At 61.7% G+C, this 20,508-nt stretch carries 18 protein-coding genes and 1 pseudogene; 8 read left to right on the forward strand and 11 right to left on the reverse strand.

The features are described from left to right. Position 1: 1 nt before the first annotated feature. Positions 2–853 carry a nitrate ABC transporter permease gene (gene ntrB, locus D3879_RS25375; protein ID WP_119956927.1) on the forward strand — a complete coding sequence of 284 codons (852 nt, stop codon included), beginning with the start codon at positions 2–4 and terminating at the stop codon, positions 851–853. Positions 854–943: 90 nt separating this feature from the next. Next, positions 944–1,735, forward strand: coding sequence for an ABC transporter ATP-binding protein (locus D3879_RS25380; RefSeq protein ID WP_119956928.1), 792 nt, complete (start codon positions 944–946; stop codon positions 1,733–1,735). Between the two features lie 259 nt (positions 1,736–1,994). Here D3879_RS25380 and D3879_RS25385 read toward each other — a convergent pair whose 3' ends face one another. Continuing rightward, a complete protein-coding gene (locus D3879_RS25385) occupies positions 1,995–2,651 on the reverse strand; it encodes a GNAT family N-acetyltransferase (protein WP_119956929.1) in 657 nt (218 codons plus the stop codon). 163 nt (positions 2,652–2,814) lie between these two features. Between D3879_RS25385 and xthA the strand changes: the two genes are divergently transcribed. Together xthA and D3879_RS25395 are read left to right on the forward strand one after the other, a co-directional pair. Next, complete coding sequence (xthA, locus tag D3879_RS25390; RefSeq protein ID WP_119956930.1) at positions 2,815–3,627, forward strand: exodeoxyribonuclease III; 813 nt, start codon at positions 2,815–2,817, stop codon at positions 3,625–3,627. 76 nt (positions 3,628–3,703) lie between these two features. After that, entirely contained in the window at positions 3,704–4,276 is a 573-nt protein-coding gene (locus D3879_RS25395; protein WP_119956931.1) for a phosphoribosyltransferase family protein, read from the forward strand. On the opposite strand, the gene D3879_RS25400 is transcribed toward D3879_RS25395, so the two are convergent. Next, a complete protein-coding gene (locus D3879_RS25400; RefSeq protein ID WP_119956932.1) occupies positions 4,264–4,938 on the reverse strand; it encodes a dienelactone hydrolase family protein in 675 nt (224 codons plus the stop codon). The genes D3879_RS25395 and D3879_RS25400 overlap by 13 nt on opposite strands. Before the next feature lie 156 nt (positions 4,939–5,094). Next, complete coding sequence (locus D3879_RS25405) at positions 5,095–5,769, reverse strand: phosphoribosyltransferase (RefSeq protein ID WP_119956933.1); 675 nt, start codon at positions 5,767–5,769, stop codon at positions 5,095–5,097. A 172-nt stretch (positions 5,770–5,941) separates the two neighbouring features. Between D3879_RS25405 and D3879_RS25410 the strand changes: the two genes are divergently transcribed. The 3 genes from D3879_RS25410 (at position 5,942) to D3879_RS25420 (ending at position 8,688) form a co-directional block, all read left to right on the forward strand. Then, complete coding sequence (locus D3879_RS25410; protein ID WP_119956934.1) at positions 5,942–7,324, forward strand: substrate-binding domain-containing protein; 1,383 nt, start codon at positions 5,942–5,944, stop codon at positions 7,322–7,324. Positions 7,325–7,510: 186 nt separating this feature from the next. Continuing rightward, positions 7,511–8,485, forward strand: a complete 975-nt coding sequence (locus D3879_RS25415; RefSeq protein WP_119956935.1) for a TerC family protein — start codon at positions 7,511–7,513, stop codon at positions 8,483–8,485. 11 nt (positions 8,486–8,496) lie between these two features. Beyond that, positions 8,497–8,688: a hypothetical protein gene (locus tag D3879_RS25420; RefSeq protein WP_119956936.1), complete on the forward strand. Its 192-nt coding sequence runs from the start codon at positions 8,497–8,499 to the stop codon at positions 8,686–8,688. Positions 8,689–8,787: 99 nt separating this feature from the next. On the opposite strand, the gene D3879_RS25425 is transcribed toward D3879_RS25420, so the two are convergent. Beyond that, on the reverse strand, positions 8,788–10,017 hold the full coding sequence (locus D3879_RS25425; protein ID WP_119956937.1) for an acyl-CoA dehydrogenase: 1,230 nt from the start codon (positions 10,015–10,017) through the stop codon (positions 8,788–8,790). 161 nt (positions 10,018–10,178) lie between these two features. On the opposite strand from D3879_RS25425, the gene D3879_RS25430 reads away from it, so the two are divergent. Then, positions 10,179–11,105, forward strand: coding sequence for a LysR family transcriptional regulator (locus tag D3879_RS25430; protein WP_119956938.1), 927 nt, complete (start codon positions 10,179–10,181; stop codon positions 11,103–11,105). A gap of 139 nt (positions 11,106–11,244) precedes the next feature. On the opposite strand, the pseudogene D3879_RS25435 reads toward D3879_RS25430, so the two are convergent. The 7 genes and pseudogenes from D3879_RS25435 to D3879_RS25470 form a co-directional block, all read right to left on the reverse strand. Then, positions 11,245–12,688 (reverse strand): annotated as a pseudogene (locus D3879_RS25435) (calcium-binding protein); the annotation flags it as partial. Positions 12,689–12,909: 221 nt separating this feature from the next. Next, complete coding sequence (locus D3879_RS25445; protein ID WP_119956941.1) at positions 12,910–13,695, reverse strand: hypothetical protein; 786 nt, start codon at positions 13,693–13,695, stop codon at positions 12,910–12,912. Beyond that, entirely contained in the window at positions 13,692–14,363 is a 672-nt protein-coding gene (locus D3879_RS25450) for a peroxidase family protein (RefSeq protein ID WP_158592128.1), read from the reverse strand. Before D3879_RS25450 ends, D3879_RS25445 begins: the two co-directional genes overlap by 4 nt. 1,102 nt (positions 14,364–15,465) lie before the next feature. Beyond that, positions 15,466–16,593 (reverse strand): acyl-CoA dehydrogenase family protein, encoded by a 1,128-nt coding sequence (locus tag D3879_RS25455; RefSeq protein ID WP_119956943.1) that lies wholly within the window; start codon positions 16,591–16,593, stop codon positions 15,466–15,468. 14 nt (positions 16,594–16,607) lie between these two features. Beyond that, on the reverse strand, positions 16,608–17,801 hold the full coding sequence (locus D3879_RS25460; protein ID WP_119956944.1) for an acetyl-CoA C-acyltransferase: 1,194 nt from the start codon (positions 17,799–17,801) through the stop codon (positions 16,608–16,610). A 129-nt stretch (positions 17,802–17,930) separates the two neighbouring features. After that, positions 17,931–18,698 (reverse strand): 3-hydroxyacyl-CoA dehydrogenase, encoded by a 768-nt coding sequence (locus D3879_RS25465; RefSeq protein ID WP_119956945.1) that lies wholly within the window; start codon positions 18,696–18,698, stop codon positions 17,931–17,933. Positions 18,699–18,742: 44 nt separating this feature from the next. Then, entirely contained in the window at positions 18,743–20,407 is a 1,665-nt protein-coding gene (locus D3879_RS25470; protein ID WP_119956946.1) for an acyl-CoA synthetase, read from the reverse strand. Positions 20,408–20,508: the final 101 nt, after the last annotated feature.

Raw genomic sequence — 20,508 nt, forward strand, 5'->3', positions numbered from 1 at the left:
GATGAACGCATCCCTAAAACCCATGCTGCTGGAAAAAGCCACGCCCCCGGTGGCCGCGCGTCAGGCCTCGCCTGGCGCGCAGGCCTTCGCCAACGGGATCAAGGCGGTGATCCCGCCGGTGCTCGGCATCGCCCTGTTTATCGGCGTCTGGGCCTTGATCGCGGTGAAAAGCGAGGGCCTGCCCGGCCCGCTGTCCACCTGGTATTCGGCGCTGGAGCTGTTCGCCGACCCGTTCTACGACAACGGCCCGAACGACATGGGCATCGGCTGGAACATCCTCCACTCCCTCGGCCGGGTCGGCATGGGGTTTGGTCTGGCGGCGCTGATCGGTATCCCATTGGGTTTTGCCATCGGCCGCTTCGCCTTCCTGGCCGGCATGCTCGCGCCGATCATCAGCCTGCTGCGACCGGTGTCGCCGCTGGCCTGGCTGCCGATTGGGCTGCTGGTGTTCGAGGCAGCCGGTCCGGCCTCGATCTGGGTGATATTTATCAGCGCCATCTGGCCGATCATCCTCAACACCGCCGCCGGGGTTGCCAGCGTGCCGCAGGACTATCTGAACGTGGCCCGCGTGCTCAAGCTCAGCGAATGGAAGGTGCTGACGCGCATCCTCTTTCCCGCCGTCCTGCCGCACCTGATGACCGGCATCCGCCTGGCCATGGGCATCGCCTGGCTGGTGATAGTCGCCGCGGAAATGCTCACCGGCGGCATCGGCCTGGGTTTTTGGGTCTGGGACGAGTGGAACAACCTCAACGTCGAACACATCCTGATCGCCATCATCGTCGTCGGCCTGATCGGCCTGCTGCTCGAACAAGCGCTGCTGCTGATCGCCAAACGCTTCGATTACGCCAACTGAAGCATTTCTGTAGGAGCGAGCTCTGCTCGCGATCATCAACGCGAAAAGCGATCGCCAGCAGAGCTAGCTCCTACAAACCGGAGAAGGAACATGGAAAAATTCGTTGAGCTGACCCACGTCAGCAAAGATTTCGACACCAAAAAAGGCCGCTTCCAGGCCCTGGCGGACGTCAACCTGAGCATCGCCAGCGGCGAATTCGTGACCCTGATCGGCCATTCCGGCTGCGGCAAATCCACCTTGCTCAACCTGATCGCCGGCCTGCTCGAGGCCAGCGACGGCGGGCTGATCTGCAACGGCCGGGAAATCGACGGCCCCGGTCCGGAACGCGGCGTGGTGTTCCAGAACCACAGCCTGCTGCCCTGGATGACCTGCTACGGCAACGTCCACCTGGCGGTGGAAAAGGTCTTCGGCGCCAAGGAAAACAAGGCCCGGCTCAAGGCTCGCAGCGAAGCCGCGCTGAACCTGGTCGGCCTGGGTCACGCCAGCCACAAGCACCCGAACGAAATCTCCGGCGGCATGAAACAGCGCGTCGGCATCGCCCGCGCCCTGGCCATGGAGCCCAAAGTCCTGCTGATGGACGAACCCTTCGGAGCCCTCGACGCCCTGACCCGTGCCCACCTGCAGGACGAACTGCTGCGCATCGTCGGCGAAACCCACAGCACGGTGGTGATGGTCACCCACGATGTGGACGAAGCCGTGCTGCTGTCCGATCGCATCGTGATGATGACCAACGGCCCGGCGGCGACCATCGGCGATATCGTCAAAGTGGGCCTGGAAAGACCCCGTGATCGCCTGGCCCTGGCCAATGATCCGCGGTATCACCACTATCGGACGGCGGTGCTGGAGTTCTTGTATCAACGCCAGCAAAGACCGGCGGCCTAAGTGTGAAAAATAGCCCTAGCGGCCCGTAGGGTTGATTCGTTGACCTCTGGTGGTAGCTGTAGGCTGGCATGGTCCGCACGTCCAGCTGGTCTTGCGCCCGTGCTGCCGAGCAGGTGATCAGCAGCACCAGCGGCAGCCCGTATCTGCCTTGAACTGTCATGGACCCGATACTAACGCAACCCTAGAGCGGCACGGCAGTCTCGAGGGCTGGCTAGAACGCATTTTTACAGAGGGTGGTACCTGTTGACTTAAGCGTGACTCAGGCACTGGCCAACACGGCTGGTTGCGGGTTGGGATGAAAGAACACGTGCTCGATGATCGGTCCAACCGCCACCTCGCCGATCTCCTCGTAACCCTGGCGCTTGTAGAACTCCAGGTAGCGCGGATTGCCGGTATCCAGCACCACGCCTTGCGAGCCGGCATCCTCGGCGCACCAGTTGTGCAGCGCTTCGAGTAACTGCTCGCCAAGGTGTTTACCCTGAAACTCCGGGTGCACCCCCAGCAGTGGCAGCACGTGATACGGCCCCGGCGGCAGGCAGGCAAGCACCGCGTGGTGATACTCCAGATAGCGCTTGGTGCAGCGCACACCGGTAGTCAGCAGCATGCGCAACCGCCAGCCCCAGCTTTCGGTGATGTCCAACCGCCGTTGTGGTGGCGCAATCAGCGCAAGGGCCACCAGACGATCGTTAATCAACAGACCAATGGTCGGCAGTTCTTCGGCGAAATGCTGTTGCACCAGTTCGCGCATGGTGGACCGCACGCGCTGGTCGAAGCCGGGGCGTTCAGACTCGAACAGATAGCCAAAGGTAGGTTCGTGACGGTAGGCGTGGTACAGCAACGAGCGCGCTTCGTGGATGAAGCTGCTATCGAGCAGTCGAACTTCAGCGGGTGCAACAGCAACAGACGATGCAGGCATGCACAGTGACCTCTTCTTGTTATGTGGTGCCCACCCCTTGCTATGTGGGGCCCACCCCCACGTTAGCACCGCCCCGCCAGAGCTGCCAGATGACTGGCCGCGCAGTCGAACAATCGGCTAGCATCGCAAGCTCTCAAGGTAGAAAGCCCAGGACCCGCCGCTCATGAAGATCGTCTCCTTCAACATCAACGGCCTGCGTGCCCGCCCACATCAACTGGCGGCGCTGATCGAGAAGCATCAGCCGGACGTGATCGGTCTACAGGAAACCAAAGTTTCTGACGAGCAGTTCCCGCTGGCCGACGTCGAGGCCCTCGGTTACCAGGTGCATTACCACGGACAGAAAGGCCACTACGGCGTCGCCCTGCTCTCACGCCAAGCACCACTGGCGCTGCATAAAGGCTTTCCCGGCGATGAGGAAGATGCGCAACGGCGTTTCATCTGGGGCACCTTCGCCGACGCCAATGGCCAGCCGGTTACCGTAATGAACGGCTACTTCCCGCAGGGCGAAAACCGCGACCACCCAACCAAGTTCCCGGCCAAGCAACGCTTCTATGCTGACTTGCAGGCCTTGCTGGAAGGCCAGTTCCAACCCAACCAGTCGCTGGTGGTAATGGGCGATATCAACATTTCCCCGGAAGACTGCGACATTGGTATCGGCGAGGAGAACCGCAAGCGTTGGCTGAAGACCGGCAAATGCAGCTTCCTGCCGGAGGAGCGTGAGTGGCTGGCCACCCTGAAAAACTGGGGCCTGGTCGACAGTTTTCGGCAGATCTACCCGGACGTGGCCGACCGCTTCAGTTGGTTCGACTACCGCAGCCGGGGCTTCGAAGACGAGCCCAAGCGCGGCCTGCGCATCGATGTGATCCTGACCTCCAGCGGCCTGCAGCCGCGGATCAAAGCCGCTGGCGTGGACTACGACCTGCGTGCCATGGAAAAACCCTCCGACCATGCGCCGATCTGGCTGGAGTTGGGTTAGACAACCCGCACGTCGACTGCAGTCCGCCGACCTGGGCTAACGTTATTTGATCAGCCTATCCCCCTGGGGGACCACTATGGAGCCGAAACCCGGCGGACAGCGTTTCTGTCTCTATGCGCCAGAGCAACTCGATAGCGTCATGGAGGCGATGGCCAGGCAGACAATCGCCCTCCTCTCCCCTCAACGGCAAACGGTACTGATCGGCATTCTAAGGCGCGGCGAACCGCTGGCGCGCATGCTGCAGCAGCGCCTGGTGCAACAGTTCGGGCTGCCCGAGTTGCCGCTCTACCCGCTCAAACTGAAGCGCTACGCCGATGACCTGACGCTGCTGCATGCCAAAACCGCGCTGACCGAGAACCCGCTATTGGCGGCACTGGATCTGCCCCGAACCCGCCTGCTGCTGGTCGACGACGTCTTGTATGAGGGCCATTCCCTGTTACGCGCGAGCAGCTACTTGGCGCAACTGGGCGCCAACGAGATCCGCACTGCGGTTTTAGTGGATCGCTGCGTGTGCAAACTGCCGATACAGGCCGACATCACCGGGGTGCGCCTGCAGGTGGCGCCTAGCGATATCATCGAATGCAATGTGCCGCCCTACGAGGCGGAGTTTCGCATCGATGTGCTGCGGCGCGGACCTCATTTGGGCTGAGCTTGCAGGTGGGTCAGCAACCAACTACCGGCCAGTTCCGCAACCACCTCGAGCTTGCCCGGCTCCTCGAACAGATGGCTCGCTCCCGGCACTACCTCCAAGCGCTGCGGGCCTTGCAGTTGCCGGGCGGACTCGCGGTTCAGCGCCAGCACGGTGTCATCCCACTCGCCCACGATCAGCAGAGTGGGTGCCTTGACCTGTTGCAGTGCCGTCCCGGCCAGATCGGTGCGGCCACCGCGTGAAACCACCGCCGCGACATCGCTCGCCCGCTCTGCCGCCGCCTTCAGGGCCGCGGCGGCGCCGGTACTGGCGCCGAACAGACCGATCGGCAGCTGGCGTAACTCGTCGTCGTGGCGTAGGTGGTCGATCGCGGCTAGCAGCCGCCGCGTCAACAGCGCGATATCGAACCGAAACTCACGGCTGAGCATATCGATGCGATGCTCGTCCTCGGTCAACAGATCGAGGAGCAGCGTGGCAAGGCCGAGGTGATTGAGGTAGTCCGCCACCATTCGATTGCGCGGGCTGAACCTGCTGCTCCCGCTGCCATGGGCGAACAGCACGATTCCGCTGGCGCCGGCAGGCAGGGCCAAGTCGGCGTCCAACTCGGCATCCGCCAGGGGCAAGCTCAGACTCCGGTGTTGCAGCCACGGTTCTTGATTCATGTCGATAGGCTCCCATTAAGGAAGTTCTGAGCAAGTCATCCTGTCGTGTTCGGAACGCACCGAGTCCGCTACACGCCCGGACTCGACACACGACAAACCTAAGACTCAGGTCTTCGATTTGTAGGCAAAACATCCCTGCGGGCTGCGCACTCAGGGCTATTGCGCAGCGTCACGCTGTTCCCTCCGCCAAGCCTGGCTCAGCAAGGTCTTCACCTCCTGATCCGTGGTCTGGGCGAAATCGAGGTACCACTGGCCAATGGCAAAGAAGGGCTCAGGGGAGAGCGGACAGATCAGTTGATCGACCAAAGGACGCAGCATCGCCAGCGTCTCCACAGGCGCGACCGGTACGGCGACTATGACGCGCGCCGGTGCCTGTTGGCGTACCGCCGCTATCGCCGCACGCATGGTGGCGCCGGTCGCCAGTCCGTCATCGACCAGTATCACCCGTTGCCCGGCCAAGGCTGGCGCGGGACGATCGCCCCGATAGGCCAGGTCACGGCGCTGCAGCTCCAGAACTTCATCTTGCACGACCGCTTCGATGGCCGCTGGGGGTATGTGCAGGTGACGGATGACATCATCGTTCAACACTTGCACGCCGCCGCGGGCAATGGCGCCCATCGCCAACTCCTTATGACCGGGCGTACCAAGTTTGCGCACCAGCATCAAATCCAGCCGCAGGGCCAGTGCGCTGGCAATTTCATAGGCGACCGGCACGCCGCCCCGTGGCAAGGCCAGCACGAGCACATCGGCTTGCTCGCGCCACGCCGCCAACGCAGCGGCAAGAGTCTGACCCGCTTCCACCCGGTCACGAAACGGAATATCCCACTTCATGTCTTCGGCTCCTGAGCGTCCACACATTTTACTATGCGCCTGATTTTCGCTGTTTGCCTTGCTTCCTATTGATTTCTCAGTGGCAATAAGACCCTGCACTGTCACGAAAGCGCCATGGATTCGTCTTATTCTGCGCGGCACTGTCCTCTTATCCATATAAGGTGCTTGTCGCATGCCGCGCGCCCTGGCTGTTCTTGAACGCGATACCTGGAGTCGTACTGCAACTTTCTTGCTGCTAGGTTTCCTCTGCTATGCCCTGCCCTGGTCGGTGTTCGCCGCCCTGCCGATTCCGCCGCAGGGCATGCCGGCGCTGCGCATCCAGGGCTCCAACACCATCGGCGCCAAGCTTGGCCCGGCGCTGGTCAAAGGCTTGCTGGAGCAACAAGGGCTGGGCGCTATCCGCCAAGAGGCCACGGATACGGAAAACGAGCAGCGGCTGGTCGGCCAAACCAGCGATGGCCGTACCGTGATGATCGATGTCGCCGCGCATGGTTCGGGGACTGGCTTCGTCGCGTTGAAAGACGGTAGCGCCGAGCTGGCCGCCTCCTCACGGCCGATTAAAGATAGCGAAGCGCAGGAGCTGGTCGCACTCGGCGATCTCAAAAGCCGCAATGCCGAGCAAGTGATCGCCATCGATGGCCTGGCGATCATCCTCCACCCGAGTAACCCCCTCGCCGCACTTAGCACCGCGCAATTGGCACAGATCTTCGCTGGCGAGGTGAAAACCTGGGAAGCGCTGGGTGGACGCGGCGGAGCGATCCATCTATACGCCCGCGATGACAATTCCGGCACCTACGACACCTTCAAAGAACTGGTGCTGGCGGCCCATGGCAAAAGCCTGGCGGCGGGCGCCAAGCGCTATGAGTCCAGCGAACAGCTGTCCGATGCGGTCAGCCAGGATGCACAAGGCATCGGTTTTATCGGCCTGCCCTACATTCGCCAAGCCAAAGCGCTGGCGATTGCCGATGGTGAGTCGCAAGCGATGCCGCCATCCATCAGTCTGATCGCCACCGAAGACTATCCGCTGTCGCGCCGGCTGTTCTTCTATAACCAGCCCGACGTGCAAAATCCCTGGGCCCAGGCCCTGGTGCAGTTCGCCCACAGCCCGCGTGGCCAAGCCATCGTCGCGCAAAGCGGGTTTATCGCGCAGACGGTGCAAGCCATCAAGGTCACGCCGACGCCGGAGATGCCCCAGAGCTACCAGCAGCTGGCCCGTGAGGCGCAGCGGCTGTCGGTGAACTTCCGCTTCCAGGAAGGCAGCGCCACCCTCGACAACAAGGCCCAGCACGATTTACAGCGGGTACTGGACTACCTGAAAAGCCAAGACAAGCTGCATCGACAAGTAGTGCTGATTGGGTTTGGTGATCCTAAAGCCGATGAGGCCCGCGCGGCCTTGCTGTCGAAACTGCGCGCGATGACGGTACGCCGTGAACTGGCCAAGCAAGGGGTGATCTTCCGTGACATCACAGGTTTGGGCGACGAGTTGCCGGTGGCCGCGAATAGCGCGGAGAATGGCCGGCTGAAGAACCGTCGGGTGGAAGTCTGGGTCTACTAGAATAGCTGGGCAGGTGCCGCGCCTTTTGCGGGCGTGTAAAACCTTGTAGTTCAGCTGTTTTCTGCTCGTGACGGGCGCGCTGCTAAAGTGCGCCCATGTGACGCCGGGCCCCTCTGGCGGTGAGTCTTCACCGTGATGTCGGAGTCACTGTTGATTCGTCAACTTTCGACATTAAAGGAGGGGCTCATGGAGACTCTGCACGCGTTTTTCAGCGCCGAATTCCTCGGCACCGCCACCTGGTTGTGGTTGGTATTCCTGACCATTGTCCTGGGCCTGCTGATCCTCGATCTCGGCGTGCTGCACCGCGACCAGCATGAAATCGAGATGCGCGAGAGCCTGCTGCTCTACAGCGGCTACTTCAGCGTTGGCCTGCTGTTTGGCGGCTGGGTCTGGTGGCAACTCGGCGCGCAAAGCGCCATCGAGTTCTACACCGGCTTTTTGGTCGAGCAGTCGCTGTCGATGGACAACGTGTTCGTCATGGCGATGATCTTCAGCTTCTTCGCCATTCCCCGTCGCTACCAGCACCGCGTGCTGTTCTGGGGCATTCTCGGGGTGGTCGTCTTGCGCGCCCTGATGATCGGCCTGGGCACCGTGCTGATCCAGCAGTTCGACTGGGTGCTCTATGTGTTCGGCGCCTTTCTGCTGCTGACCGGGGTGAAGATGCTCTACAACCGCGAAGAGCAGCCCCCCGACCTGGAGCGCAGTCCACTGCTGCGTTTTCTCCGGCGCCATCTGCGCGTCACCGACGATCTGCATGGGGGGCGTTTCTTCGTCCGCCTGGGCACTGCCGGCAGACGGCTGCCTTACGCCACCCCACTGTTTTTCGCCCTGGTCATGATCGAGCTAGCCGACCTGGTGTTCGCCGTGGACAGCGTGCCGGCCGTGTTCGCCATCACCCAGGACCCCTTTGTCGTCTACACCTCGAACATCTTCGCGATCCTCGGCCTGCGCTCGCTGTACTTCACCCTGGCCGCGCTGATGCACCGTTTCGTCTACCTCAAGTACGCCCTGGCACTGGTGCTGATCTTTATCGGCGGGAAGATTTTCCTGCACGGCTGGATCGGTAAGATTCCCGCCGCGGTGTCTCTTGGCGTAACCTTCGGCCTATTGGCGGGCGGCGTGCTGCTCTCCCTATTGAAGACCCGCGATAAGCCGGCTTGAGAGAGCAACCGATGGATGTGCAGATCGAAACCCTGGAACAGCGCGGCCGCGCGCTCTGGCAGGTGCGTATGGGCCGACGCGGCGTGACCTTTCAAGAGGAGCTCGCCGCCCGCACCTTCGCCGCGCAGCTGCATCAGCGCCTGCATTGGCTGAGCGAGCAGGCTGCCGCCGAGTCAGACGACGGTGATCGCCAACCCGTCTGAGCAAATCCCGTAGGCTGCGGTTTACCGCACCGGCAGCAAAAACCACCCGCTAAAACGCACAAGGCCCGCATCTGCGGGCCTTGTGCGTTTTAGCGCGTCTTAGTGGCTGCTTTTAAGCAGTTCTTTCGGCACGTATTTGCCGATCTCGAACTTACCGATCGCTGCCCGGTGCACTTCGTCCGGGCCGTCGGCCAGGCGCAGGGTGCGCTGCATGGCGTACATGTAAGCCAGTGGGAAGTCGTTGGAGACGCCAGCGCCACCGTGCATCTGAATAGCGCGGTCGATCACGCGCAAGGCCACGTTCGGCGCCACGACTTTGATCTGCGCGATCTCGCTCTTGGCGACCTTGTTGCCGACGGTATCCATCATGTACGCGGCTTTCAGGGTCAGCAGACGGGCCATGTCGATTTCCATCCGCGAGTCGGCGATCTTGTCGACGTTGCCGCCCAAGCGCGCCAGCGGCTTGCCGAACGCGGTACGGCTGACAGAACGTTTGCACATCAATTCCAGTGCGCGCTCGGCCATGCCGATGGAGCGCATGCAGTGGTGGATGCGGCCTGGGCCAAGGCGCCCCTGGGCGATCTCAAAGCCACGACCCTCGCCTAGCAGCACGCTGTCGTACGGTACGCGAACGTTCTCGAACAGCACTTCGGCGTGGCCATGCGGCGCATCGTCGTAGCCGAACACCGGCAACGGACGGACGATCTTCACGCCGGGCGCATCGGTCGGTACCAGAATCATCGAGTGTTGTTGATGGCGCGGTGCATCCGGGTTGCTCAGCCCCATGAAGATCATGATCTTGCAGCGTGGGTCACAGGCACCGGAAGTCCACCATTTGCGGCCATTGATCACCCATTCGTCACCCTCGCGCACCGCGCGGGCTTCCATGTTGGTGGCGTCGGAAGATGCTACGTCCGGCTCAGTCATGGCGAAGGCGGAACGGATTTCGCCACGCAGCAGCGGCTCCAGCCACTGCTTCTTCTGGGCCTCGTTGGCATAGCGCACCAACACTTCCATATTGCCGGTGTCCGGCGCCGAGCAGTTGAACGGCTCCGGGCCAAGCAGCGAGCGCCCCATGATTTCCGCCAGCGGTGCGTATTCCAGGTTAGTCAGGCCAGCACCCAGCTCGGACTCCGGCAGAAACAAGTTCCACAGACCTTCGGCTTTAGCCTTGGCTTTCAGCTCTTCCATGATTGCGGTGGGCTGCCAGCGGTCACCTTCGGCTACTTGGCGCTCGAACACCGACTCGGCCGGATAGACATACGCATCCATAAACGCAGTGACGCGTTCACGCAGTTCTTGAACCTTGGGGGAATAGGCGAAATCCATGGGGAGTTACCTTCTGAGCGGCTGATTTGATGTATTGGGGTGAGGTTGGAAATGATCCTAGAACAGAGACAAAGATTTATCTAACCTATTCTCAGCGTGTATAAACATTCATAACCGATATATGATCGGCTGATCTGGATAACCTCAGGAGCGCGTTCGGAATGAATCTAAACAAGGTCGATCTCAACCTTTTTATCGTCTTTGACGCGATCTACACCGAGGCCAACCTGACCCGCGCGGGGCAGATCGTCGGTATTACCCAGCCGGCCGTTTCCAACGCCCTCGCCCGTCTGCGCGAGACCTTCAACGACCCACTGTTCGTGCGAACCGCGCAAGGCATGGTGCCGACGCCAATGGCGCAGAACATCATCGGCCCGGTGCGCAATGCGCTCTCGCTGCTGCGCGTTTCGGTGCAGGAAAGCCGCACGTTCAACCCGTTACAGGCGAACAAGACCTACCGCATCAGCATGACCGACCTCACCGAAGAGGTGATTCTGCCGCCGCTGTTCCAACGTCTACGGCGCCTGGCTCCGGCCATACAAATCGAAAGCTTCCTTTCCAAACGCCGGGAAACCACCAAGGAGTTGGCAGCTGGCCGCCTCGACTTCGCCGTCGATGCGCCGCTGAACACCGACCCGCAAGTACGCCACGTCAAGCTACTGGCGGACCGTTATGTCTGCGCCATCCGCAAGGGCCACCCGCTGGCCAAGGATAAGCTCAGCCTGGACGAATACATGTCGCTGACCCACATCCACATTTCCAGCCGCCGCAGTGGCCTGGGTTATGTCGACTTGACCCTGGGCAAAATGGGGATTCAACGCAAGATCGCCCTACGCTCGCAGCACTACCTGATGGCCTCCACCGTGATGCAGAGCACTGATATGGCAATCACCGTGCCTGAGCGCTTCGCTCGCCGCCACGGACTGCACTATGTCGGCCTGCCGGTAGAGGTGCCGCCGGTGGAAACCCACCTTTATTGGCATGAAAGCACTGACCAAGACCCCGCCAACCGCTGGATGCGCGAGCAGATCATCGAGATTGCGCAGCAGGTAAGCATGCAAGAGAAGCAGGCTCAAGTCGCCCTGTGAAGGAATGAACTCTGACCCATGGGAATGACGGCAAACTCTATGACGAGAGTTGTCTAGTCCGGGGTAAAAAATTGCGGAGTGGGCGGTAGAGGCCCCACTCCGCAGTACAAGGGTGACTCGGTGCTATTGTGCGACCTCCTCAGCTCGCCAGGACGAAGTCGGCCTGGCTAATGGTGTTCGCATTGCTGACACCCACCAGACGGATCGAGTCCGCTCCGATCGTAACCAAGGTGTCAGCACCCACATCCGTGATGGCCACCTTGGCGGCGAACGTGGCCGAGGTGATCCCTAGCCCCGAGATGTCGAGCAAGTCCTGGCCGAACAGAAGGAGAAACGGCGTGGCCTGGAAGCTCTGGATCGAGTCGCTGCCGAAGCTCGCCGCGTTGAACACGAAGACATCGTTGCCACTGTTGGCGTTCATCGAGTCGTTGCCGGCGCCGCCTGTGACCCTGTCGTTGCCGTTGCCACCATCCAGCACGTCGTTGCCGGCTCCGCCGTTGAGCGTGTCGTTGCCCCCGCCCTGCAGCAGGTTGTTCAGGCCATTACCGGTCACTGCCGTACCGTTCCCTCCTACCTGCTGGAAGTTCTCGACGCTGGCACCGAGGGTGAACGAACTGCTGGTCGAGAACACCGTGTCGCTGCCGCCGTTGGACGCCTCAGTGATGATATCGCCAGAGGTGTTGACGTAGTAGGAGTCGTTCCCGGCGCCACCGATCAGTGTGTCGTTGCCGAGGCCGCCATCGAGGCTGTCGTTGCCGGCGCCCCCGGTGATGGTGTTGGCCAGCGCGTTGCCGATGCCGGTGAATGCACCGCTGCCGGTGAAGGTGAGGTTCTCGACATTGTTGCCGAGCGTATAGCTCGACAGCGCGGTCTGAATCAGATCGGTACCAGCCCCTGCCGCCTCGGCCACGACGTCCAGGACGCTCTCGACCACGTAGGTATCGTTGCCCGCGCCACCGGCCATGGTGTCGGCACCTGTGCCGCCGTTGAGCAGATCGCTACCCTCCCCGCCGTCCAGCGTGTCGTTGCCGTCCCCGCCGTTCAGCGTGTCATTACCGCCTTCGCCAAAGAGCAGGTCGTTGCCGGCCATGCCGTTGAGCGTGTCGTTACCCTCGCGCCCCTTGCAGGTTGTCGTCGGTCGCCGTGCCGGTGAGGGTGTCGTTAGCGGCGGTGCCGATGAGCAAATCGCCAACCGCCGCTGTCGCTGCGGAGATGACCTGCTGCAGGGTGCCCCGGTCATCCGTGTAACTGACCACAACCCGCAACTGCTGGTTGACCTGCGCCTGGGTGGGGGTGAAGGTCGCATTGGTCGCGCCGGCGATGTTGTTGAAAGTCGTACCGCTGCCCATTTGCCAGCGGTAGCTGAACACCACGTTGGTTGTACCGTCGGCATCGGCGATGGTTCCGCGCGAGGCCGTCAGCACCTGCCCCTCGGTCGGCGTGGTGTCGCTGATGGCGGGCAAGCCGGTGGGGGCGTCGTTGACGTTGCTGACCGCTGCGGTCGCTGCAGAGGTGACAGTCTCGGGATGGCCCAGACCATCAACGAAGGAGGCCACCACGCGAAGGGCCAGACCGACCTGGGCATCGCCGGGCTGGAAGGTCGAGCCGTTACCTACTGTGGTCCACACGCCGGGCGTGGTCTGGGCCTGCCAGGCATAGCTGATCGAAGCGTTATTAACGCCATTCGGATCACTGAAGGCCGGTGATGCCGTCAGCAACTGATCTTCCGCGGGTGTCGTGTCGCTGATCTGCACGGTCCCCGTTGCCGGCAGGTTTACCAGCAGGAATGACTGATCGGCGAATCTCAGTTCCTCGATGTTGCGGACCAGATCTGTGCCGTCGGCCTGGGTGCCAGCTGTATGCGCGACTGTCCAGCTCCATCAGCGTTTTTGGTCAGCACATAGTTGGCAAAATTATCGGAATACACCGCCCTGTCAAAGTCGTCTGTGACGGTGGTCGGTGTGAGGATCTCGCGGACAATTCGCAATTGCCCGGGGTTGAGGGTGCCCGCGAACATAGCCGCCTGGAGCTCAGCCATGCTGTTGGCGCTAGCGATCTCGAGGTTCGGGTCGCCCGCGCTACGCACGCTTATCCGCACGTTCAGCCAGGCGTCGCCGTCGATCAGATCGTCGCCGCCGCGACCCTCTATGAGGTCGCTGCCGTCACCGCCGAGAATGATGTTGCCACCGCTGAAGGACGTAACCCCAGCACCGAGCAGATTCTGCAAGCCATTGATGAGCGCTATCTGCGCTGCGCTGTTGAGCGCATTGTTCTGGCCCGAGGTCGGGTCGATCGCCGTCAGCGCCGCGCTATCGAAATCATCGCCGCGCAGGATGTCGTTGTGATTCCATCCCGACAGCCCCTCGACCAGGTCGAAGCGGTCGCGGATATTGTCGACATCCGGCGGCAGTAAGCCGGTAAAGAACATATCGGCATCGGCGCCCTGCGTATCGCCCTTGTAGGTGACCCAATCGAAACCGAGCATGCCCTCATGGCGCTCGATACCCCCGTCGCTGACCATGATGTCGTCGCCTGATTCAGCGTCGTAGTCATCATTGCCGCCGCCGAAGATGACATCGTTGCCGATCAACGAGCTGTCCTGAAATGGGTTTTGCCGTTGTCGCCCTGAAGCAGGTCGTTGCCACCGTCCCCCCACAGCGTGTCGTCGCCCTCGCTGGCCCGCATCCTGTCGGCGCCTTCCGTACCCCCCATGACGATGTGTTCTACCCCGGTGTACCTGATGGTGCCGTCGGGCATGCGGACGAGCAGCTGACTCTCATTCTGAAGTGTGCCGGGGTCGTCCAAAATTGCCCCACTGGTTCCGAGATTGCCGGCCTCGAAGGTGAAGGTCGGTGTCGAGAACACGTCGAACGGCAGATGCTTTACATCCGGACGGTTGCGCATGATTAGCTCGGAGAACGAGTTCTCTTCGAGCTGGGTGAGGAAGTTGAGACCTGCGGTGCGGGACAAGTAGTACAAGCGGTCACCGTCCTGCAGCGCCTCCATCTGCGTCTCGAACACGAAGTTGAAGGTCGAACCCAGCAGCCCGCCGAATACCATCTGCTTCTCGGCGAGGCCGCCGATCCAGAAGTCGACCAGATTCAGGCCGGCTTCCACGCCGGCCCAACCCCCGGTGCTAAGGAGTGGGCTACCGATGAGGCTTGCCAGCGATCCACCTCCACCTAACGCGGTGGATTCTTCCGCCAAGAGGATCTGCCGCAGGATGAAATCTAAATCCGATTTGTTGAGCGTGGCCATTTCTGTTTCCTCAATGAGCAAAGCACAGTTGAGAAACCACATGCATAAGTCATGGCTGCAAAGGCGTGGTTAACCCTTGTGAGAAGAGAGTTCAGTTACGGGTAATAGGAAAGAAGCCGGCACGAAACCCCAGCTGAAGCGCTTGCGCTCATCAGTGTTCGGTTGCGCGTTGTGGTTCTGTCCCGTGACAACACCGTGCCATATGGCCGGTGCTGCCTCATGCGTGTGGCGGTCCGAGAAGCTGGGGCCAGATGAAGATGCGCTTGCGGAAAGGAGCCACCCGTCTGTGCGCAGGCAGGACGATGTCCACCATGCTCTCCTGAGTGCTAGGCGTTTCCATCAGCAGCAGCTGCCCTCGCCGGCTTCGAATGCCTCGTCCACCGTGACATTCGCGTTCGCTAAAGACCTACCCAACCATACCTGTCAGATAACCGTCAATTTCCCATTAAAGACCAGGTATGAAATATACGTTATTGAATTAACAAACTATACCTAACGTATTAATTGTGCGAACAGCGCCACTATGGCAGGCAGTTCCTACATGCCCCAGCGTCCACGTCACCACGCGGGCTAGACATCACAACCCGCGCATCCGTTGCTACGAAGAACAGGAATGCTCGTACTTGAACGGTGTAGCCTCGAACGTACCCATGCCGCCAAGGACAAGGTGCCCCTAAGCTGAGATCATCAGCCTGGTTAGACATACTGGCTTTTCAAAACGTCGAGCAGCGGTTCAGCTCGGCGATCAGCGCCGAATTGAACACGTTGAAGGTATGCGAGTGGTTCAGGGTGATCTGCCCTACTACCCGGAAATCAATGTAGGAGCGAGTTTGAACTCGCGATTAGCCATTACCCGGATCGCGAGCAGAGCTCGCTCCTACAAAAGCCGAAACCCGGTTTTTCCCTTTCATTCAAGTACCAAGCGGCTTAACCACAACAGACCTAGGCGAAAACGCAAATCCTGTAGGAGCGAGTTCTACTCGCGATTAGCCATTACCCGGATCGCGAGCAGAGTTCGCTCCGACAAAGGCCAAAACCCAGTTTCAGCGCACGCGATCAAGAGGACTCGTAGCCCGCTGCGAATCCGCGAAGAGGCGCTGGCTCAAAGATTGCGCGCAATCACCATCCGCTGAACGTCACTGGTGCCTTCATAGATCTGGCAGACGCGCACATCGCGATAGATACGCTCAACCGGGAAGTCGTTGAGATAGCCATAACCGCCCAACGTCTGGATCGCTGCGGAGCAGACCCGCTCGGCCATCTCCGAGGCGAACAACTTGGCCATCGACGCCTCGCTCAAACAGGGCAGACCAGCATCACGCAGGGCTGCGGTGTGATGCACCATTTGCCGCGCCACGGCGATTTCCGTCGCCATATCCGCCAGGCGGAATGCCACCGCCTGATGCTGCATCAACGGCTTGCCAAAGGTCTCGCGCTCGTGGGCGTAATCACGCGCCACCTCGAACGCCGCGCGGGCCATGCCCACCGCTTGCGCGGCGATGCCGATCCGGCCGCCTTCCAGGTTGGCCAGGGCGATCCGGTAACCTTGCCCTTCCTCGCCTAGCCGCAGCTCGGCCGGGATGCGCAGGTCGTTAAAGACGATCTGGCAGGTATCCGAAGCGTGCTGCCCCAGTTTGTCCTCGACCCGTGCCACTTCGTAGCCCGGCGTATCGGTCGGCACGATAAAGGCGCTGATGCCGTTTTTACCGGCCGCAGGGTCAGTCACCGCGAAGGTGATCACCACCCCGGCATGGCTCCCGGAGGTGATGAATTGCTTGGTGCCGTTCAGCACATAGTGATCACCATCGCGGCGTGCCCGGGTCTTCAGAGCGCTCGCGTCGGAGCCGGCCTGTGGCTCGGTCAGGGCAAAGGCGCCGATGATTTCCCCGCTCGCCAGCCGCGTCAGGTAACGCTGTTTTTGCTCGTCGCTGCCAAACTTGTAGATCGGCATGCAGCCCACCGAGTTATGCACGCTCATGATGGTCGAGCAGGCGCCATCGCCGGCGGCGATTTCCTCCAGTGCCATGGCATAAGCCAGGTGTCCGGTTTGCGCGCCACCCCACTGCTCCGGCACCAGCATGCCGAGAAAGCCCAACGCGGACATCTCGCGCAAAGCTTCAGCCGGGTAGCGGTGCTCGCGATCCCAGTCGGCGGCAAAAGGTTTCAAACGTTCCTGAGCGAACTGGCGGGCAACGTCGCGGATTTGCAGGTCTTGTTCCGAGGGAATCATGCTGTTCTCCAGTCTCAGCGCAGTCGTTCGACGGCGATTGCGGTGGCTTCGCCGCCACCGATGCAGATGGCCGCCACGCCGCGATTGAGGTCGTACTGTTTCAGTGCCGACAGCAACGTGACCAAGATTCGCGCCCCAGACGCACCAATCGGATGACCGAGAGCACAGGCACCGCCGTGGATATTGACCTTATCGTGCGGCAGGTCGAGATCGCGCATGGCGGCCATGGTGACCACCGCGAAGGCCTCGTTGATCTCGAACAGATCGACCTCACCCATCGACCAGCCGGTTTTCTGCATCAGCCGCTGCAGCGCACCAATCGGCGCAGTGGGAAACAGGTTTGGCGCATCGGCGAACGAGGCATGCCCACGAATCGCCGCCAGTGGCGTAAGGCCGCGTCGTTCGGCTTGCGACAGGCGCATCAGCAGCAGCGCCGCGGCACCGTCGGAAATCGAACTGGAGTTGGCCGCCGTCACCGTGCCCCCTTCGCGGAACGCCGGTTTCAGGGTTGGAATCTTCTCCGGCAGAGCCTTCGGCGGTTGCTCGTCGCTGCTCACTTCACGGCTAGCCTTGCCGGATTGGGCCTGCACCGGGGCGATCTCATCGGCAAAGCGGCCGTTGGCCATCGCTTGCTGAGCCCGGCTCAGCGACGCCAGCGCAAACGCATCCTGCGCCTCACGGCTAAAGCCATAGGCCTGGGCGCACTCTTCGGCAAAAGTGCCCATCAGCCGGCCCTTGTCGTACGCATCTTCCAGGCCATCGAGGAACATGTGATCGAGCACCCGACCGTGGCCCATGCGATAACCGCTGCGTGCCCGCTCCAGCAGATATGGCGCGTTGGACATGCTTTCCATGCCGCCGGCCAGCACCACCTCGGCGCTGCCGGCCAGCAACAGGTCATGCGCCAGCATGCTGGCTTTCATGCCCGAACCGCACATTTTGTTGACCGTCGAACACACGGTGCCGCGTGCCAGCCCGGCGCCGAGCGCCGCTTGACGTGCGGGCGCCTGGCCCTGTCCGGCTGGCAGCACGCAGCCGAGGATCACTTCATCGATCTCCGTTGCCTGCAGCCCGGCCCGCGCCACCGCGGCGCGAATCGCCGTGGCGCCTAGTTCGGCGGCGCTGACGTCCTTGAAGTCCCCCAGAAAACCACCCATCGGCGTGCGAGCGGCACTGACGATGACGACTGGATCGTGTTGATTACGCATGTTTTATCTCCTCAGTCGCGTAGGTCGGGTTAGCGCAGCGTAACCCGACATCTGCTCCCACCACCGCATACGTCGCCCGTCGGGTTACGCCTACGGTTTTGCCTTCAACAGGTAATTGGGACATGGCTTTTATTTAGCGGCCATGCGAATGGCGCCGTCCAGACGAATCACCTCGCCGTTGAGCATGCTGTTTTCGATGATGTGGCGCACCAGCGCGGCGTACTCATCCGGGCGGCCGAGGCGCGGCGGGAATGGCACGCTGGCGCCCAGGGAGTCCTGCACCTCCTGGGGCATGCTGGTCAGCATCGGAGTGGCAAAAATGCCCGGGGCGATGGTCATCACGCGAATACCGAAGCGCGCCAGCTCGCGCGCAATCGGCAGGGTCATGCCGACCACGCCGCTTTTCGAGGCGGCATAAGCGGCCTGGCCGATCTGCCCGTCGAACGCCGCGACCGAGGCGGTGTTGATGATCACCCCGCGCTCACCGCCCTCGTCCGCCGGCCCCTGGGACATAGCCTCGGCAGCCAGGCGCAGCATGTTGAAGGTGCCGATCAGGTTGACGCCGATAACCCGGGCAAAGCTCTCCAGGCCGTGGACGCCATGCTTGCCGACGACCTTTTCCGCCGGCGCAACGCCCGCGCAGTTGGCCAGGCCATGCAAGGCGCCAAAATACTCCAGGGCACAGGCGATCGCCTGACGGCCATCGGCTTCCTGGGTGATATCGGCTTTGACGAAGCGCGCATTGCGGCCCAACTCCGCGGCACGGGCAAGCCCGGCCTCGGCATTCAGATCGGCCAGCAGCACTTTGCCGCCGTTGGCAATCAACATTTGAGCCGTCGCCAAGCCCAACCCGGAACTGGCGCCGGTCACCAGGAATACACGGTCTTCGATACGCAAAACGTTCTCCTTAATCAATCAGTACTGAGTCGATCGACTCCGAATCACTGCGCAGCCGCGTGCGGTTCGGCTTCACGTTGTTTGGCGATTTCCTGATTACGCAGCAGGAACCGCTGGATCTTGCCGCTCGGGGTCTTCGGCAGTTCGAGCACGAACTCGATTTCACGCGGATAGGCGTGGGCGGACAGGCGCTTGCGCACGTACTGCTGCAGCTCTTCGGCCAACTGCGCTGAGGGCAGGTACTGCACGCCGAGCACCACGAAGGCCTTGATCAGTTCGGTACGTTCGGGGTCCGGTTTGCCGATCACCGCGGCTTCGATCACTGCCGGATGTTCGATCAGCGCGCTCTCGACATCGAAGGGGCCAATCCGGTAGCCGGACGTGGTGATCACATCATCTGCCCGGCCGACGAAGCTGATGCTACCGTCGTCATTCAGTTCAACCGTGTCGCCACTCAGGTAGTAGTCACCGACAAAGGCCTTGGTCGGCTCCCCCAGATAACCGGGAAACCAGAACAGCGGCGAGTGCTTCCGGTCGATGGCGAGGATGCCCGGCTCGCCTGGTGGCAATTCGCGGTTCTGCTCGTCCAGCACCACCACCCGATGACCGGGCACCGAGAAGCCTGCCGCGCCGATGCGTACCGGATGCTCCAGCGCGTGGTGATTGCACAGCACCATGCCCAGCTCGGTCTGCCCGTAGTGGTCGTGGATGGGCACGCCAAGCTGATCGTCGAACCAGCGAATCACCTCAGGAGTAAGCGGCTCGCCGGCGCTACTGGCTACGCGCAAGCAGCCCTTGATCGACTGGACGACCTCGGCAGCGTTGGCCAGCAGCAGGCGATACGCCGTCGGTGAACCGGCCAGATTGCTGACGGCATATTTGCGGATGATCCGGCAGGTACTTTCGACCGTGAACGGGCCATCGTAGAAAGTGGTCGGATGGCCCAGCGCCAGTGGCCCGGTCACTGCGTAGTAGAGCCCATAGGCCCAGCCCGGGTCGGCAAGGTTCCAGAACGAATCCTCGGGGCGCAGGTCGATCGCATCGCGCATGTAGCCGATAAACGCGATCAGCGCCTTGAGCGGCACCGGCAAAGATTTAGCCGGCCCGGTGGTGCCCGAAGTAAACATCATCAGGAACGGATCTTCGGCCGTGCGCATGACCGGCTCGAACTCTGAGGAATGCCGCTCGATTTCCGCCCAAAAGCTGAAATCGCCACGGGCGATCCCCTGCCCTTTGGCGCCGCCCACGGTGACGATGGTAGGCGGGCTGTCCACCTCATCGAGTTTCGGCCGATTCGTGCCGTCGGTGACCAACACACGAGGGCCGGCGATCTTCACCCGATGCTCGATGGCTTTCGGGCCAAAGGCGGTGAACAGCGGTTGATAGACCGCACCGAGGCGCCAGGTACCGAGGATGGTGATGAGCAGTTCCGGAGTGCGCGGCAAGAGGCCCGACACGCAGTCGCCGGGGCGCACGCCTTGGCTGTGAAGGAAGTTGGCGAAACGCCCGGAGAGTTCTTTGAGCTGGCTGAAGGTGTAGTTCGCGGTCAAGCCGTCACGGCCCTCCCAGAACAAGGCGATCCGCCCCGGCAAGGCATGCCGGTCGCAGCATTCGACACAGGCATTGAGGGCATCGAGAGTGCCCGCAAGGTCGGCGTTGGCAGTGCTGGCGTAATCGAACCCAGTTGCGGCAGTAACGTAGTCGCGCATCGCTATGACACTCCGGTTTGTTCTTGGGTAGAGCTAGCCGGATATTCGCGCTGCGGGGTGGCGGCGGCAATGTCGAAAGCCACCATTGTCAGTGAGCGGTT

The organism is Pseudomonas cavernicola (genome assembly GCF_003596405.1).
Taxonomy (GTDB): Bacteria; Pseudomonadota; Gammaproteobacteria; order Pseudomonadales; family Pseudomonadaceae; genus Aquipseudomonas; species Aquipseudomonas cavernicola.

Excerpts from the sequence above, each read along its gene's own strand:
- ntrB (WP_119956927.1), top strand. The coding sequence starts at position 2 with ATGAACGCATCCCTAAAACCCATGCTGCTGGAAAAAGCCACGCCCCCG.
- D3879_RS25380 (WP_119956928.1), top strand. The coding sequence starts at position 944 with ATGGAAAAATTCGTTGAGCTGACCCACGTCAGCAAAGATTTCGACACC.
- D3879_RS25385 (WP_119956929.1), bottom strand. The coding sequence starts at position 2,651 with ATGCCTGCATCGTCTGTTGCTGTTGCACCCGCTGAAGTTCGACTGCTC.
- xthA (WP_119956930.1), top strand. The coding sequence starts at position 2,815 with ATGAAGATCGTCTCCTTCAACATCAACGGCCTGCGTGCCCGCCCACAT.
- D3879_RS25395 (WP_119956931.1), top strand. The coding sequence starts at position 3,704 with ATGGAGCCGAAACCCGGCGGACAGCGTTTCTGTCTCTATGCGCCAGAG.
- D3879_RS25400 (WP_119956932.1), bottom strand. The coding sequence starts at position 4,938 with ATGAATCAAGAACCGTGGCTGCAACACCGGAGTCTGAGCTTGCCCCTG.
- D3879_RS25405 (WP_119956933.1), bottom strand. The coding sequence starts at position 5,769 with ATGAAGTGGGATATTCCGTTTCGTGACCGGGTGGAAGCGGGTCAGACT.
- D3879_RS25410 (WP_119956934.1), top strand. The coding sequence starts at position 5,942 with ATGCCGCGCGCCCTGGCTGTTCTTGAACGCGATACCTGGAGTCGTACT.
- D3879_RS25415 (WP_119956935.1), top strand. The coding sequence starts at position 7,511 with ATGGAGACTCTGCACGCGTTTTTCAGCGCCGAATTCCTCGGCACCGCC.
- D3879_RS25420 (WP_119956936.1), top strand. The coding sequence starts at position 8,497 with ATGGATGTGCAGATCGAAACCCTGGAACAGCGCGGCCGCGCGCTCTGG.
- D3879_RS25425 (WP_119956937.1), bottom strand. The coding sequence starts at position 10,017 with ATGGATTTCGCCTATTCCCCCAAGGTTCAAGAACTGCGTGAACGCGTC.
- D3879_RS25430 (WP_119956938.1), top strand. The coding sequence starts at position 10,179 with ATGAATCTAAACAAGGTCGATCTCAACCTTTTTATCGTCTTTGACGCG.
- D3879_RS25450 (WP_158592128.1), bottom strand. The coding sequence starts at position 14,363 with ATGGCCACGCTCAACAAATCGGATTTAGATTTCATCCTGCGGCAGATC.
- D3879_RS25455 (WP_119956943.1), bottom strand. The coding sequence starts at position 16,593 with ATGATTCCCTCGGAACAAGACCTGCAAATCCGCGACGTTGCCCGCCAG.
- D3879_RS25460 (WP_119956944.1), bottom strand. The coding sequence starts at position 17,801 with ATGCGTAATCAACACGATCCAGTCGTCATCGTCAGTGCCGCTCGCACG.
- D3879_RS25470 (WP_119956946.1), bottom strand. The coding sequence starts at position 20,407 with ATGCGCGACTACGTTACTGCCGCAACTGGGTTCGATTACGCCAGCACT.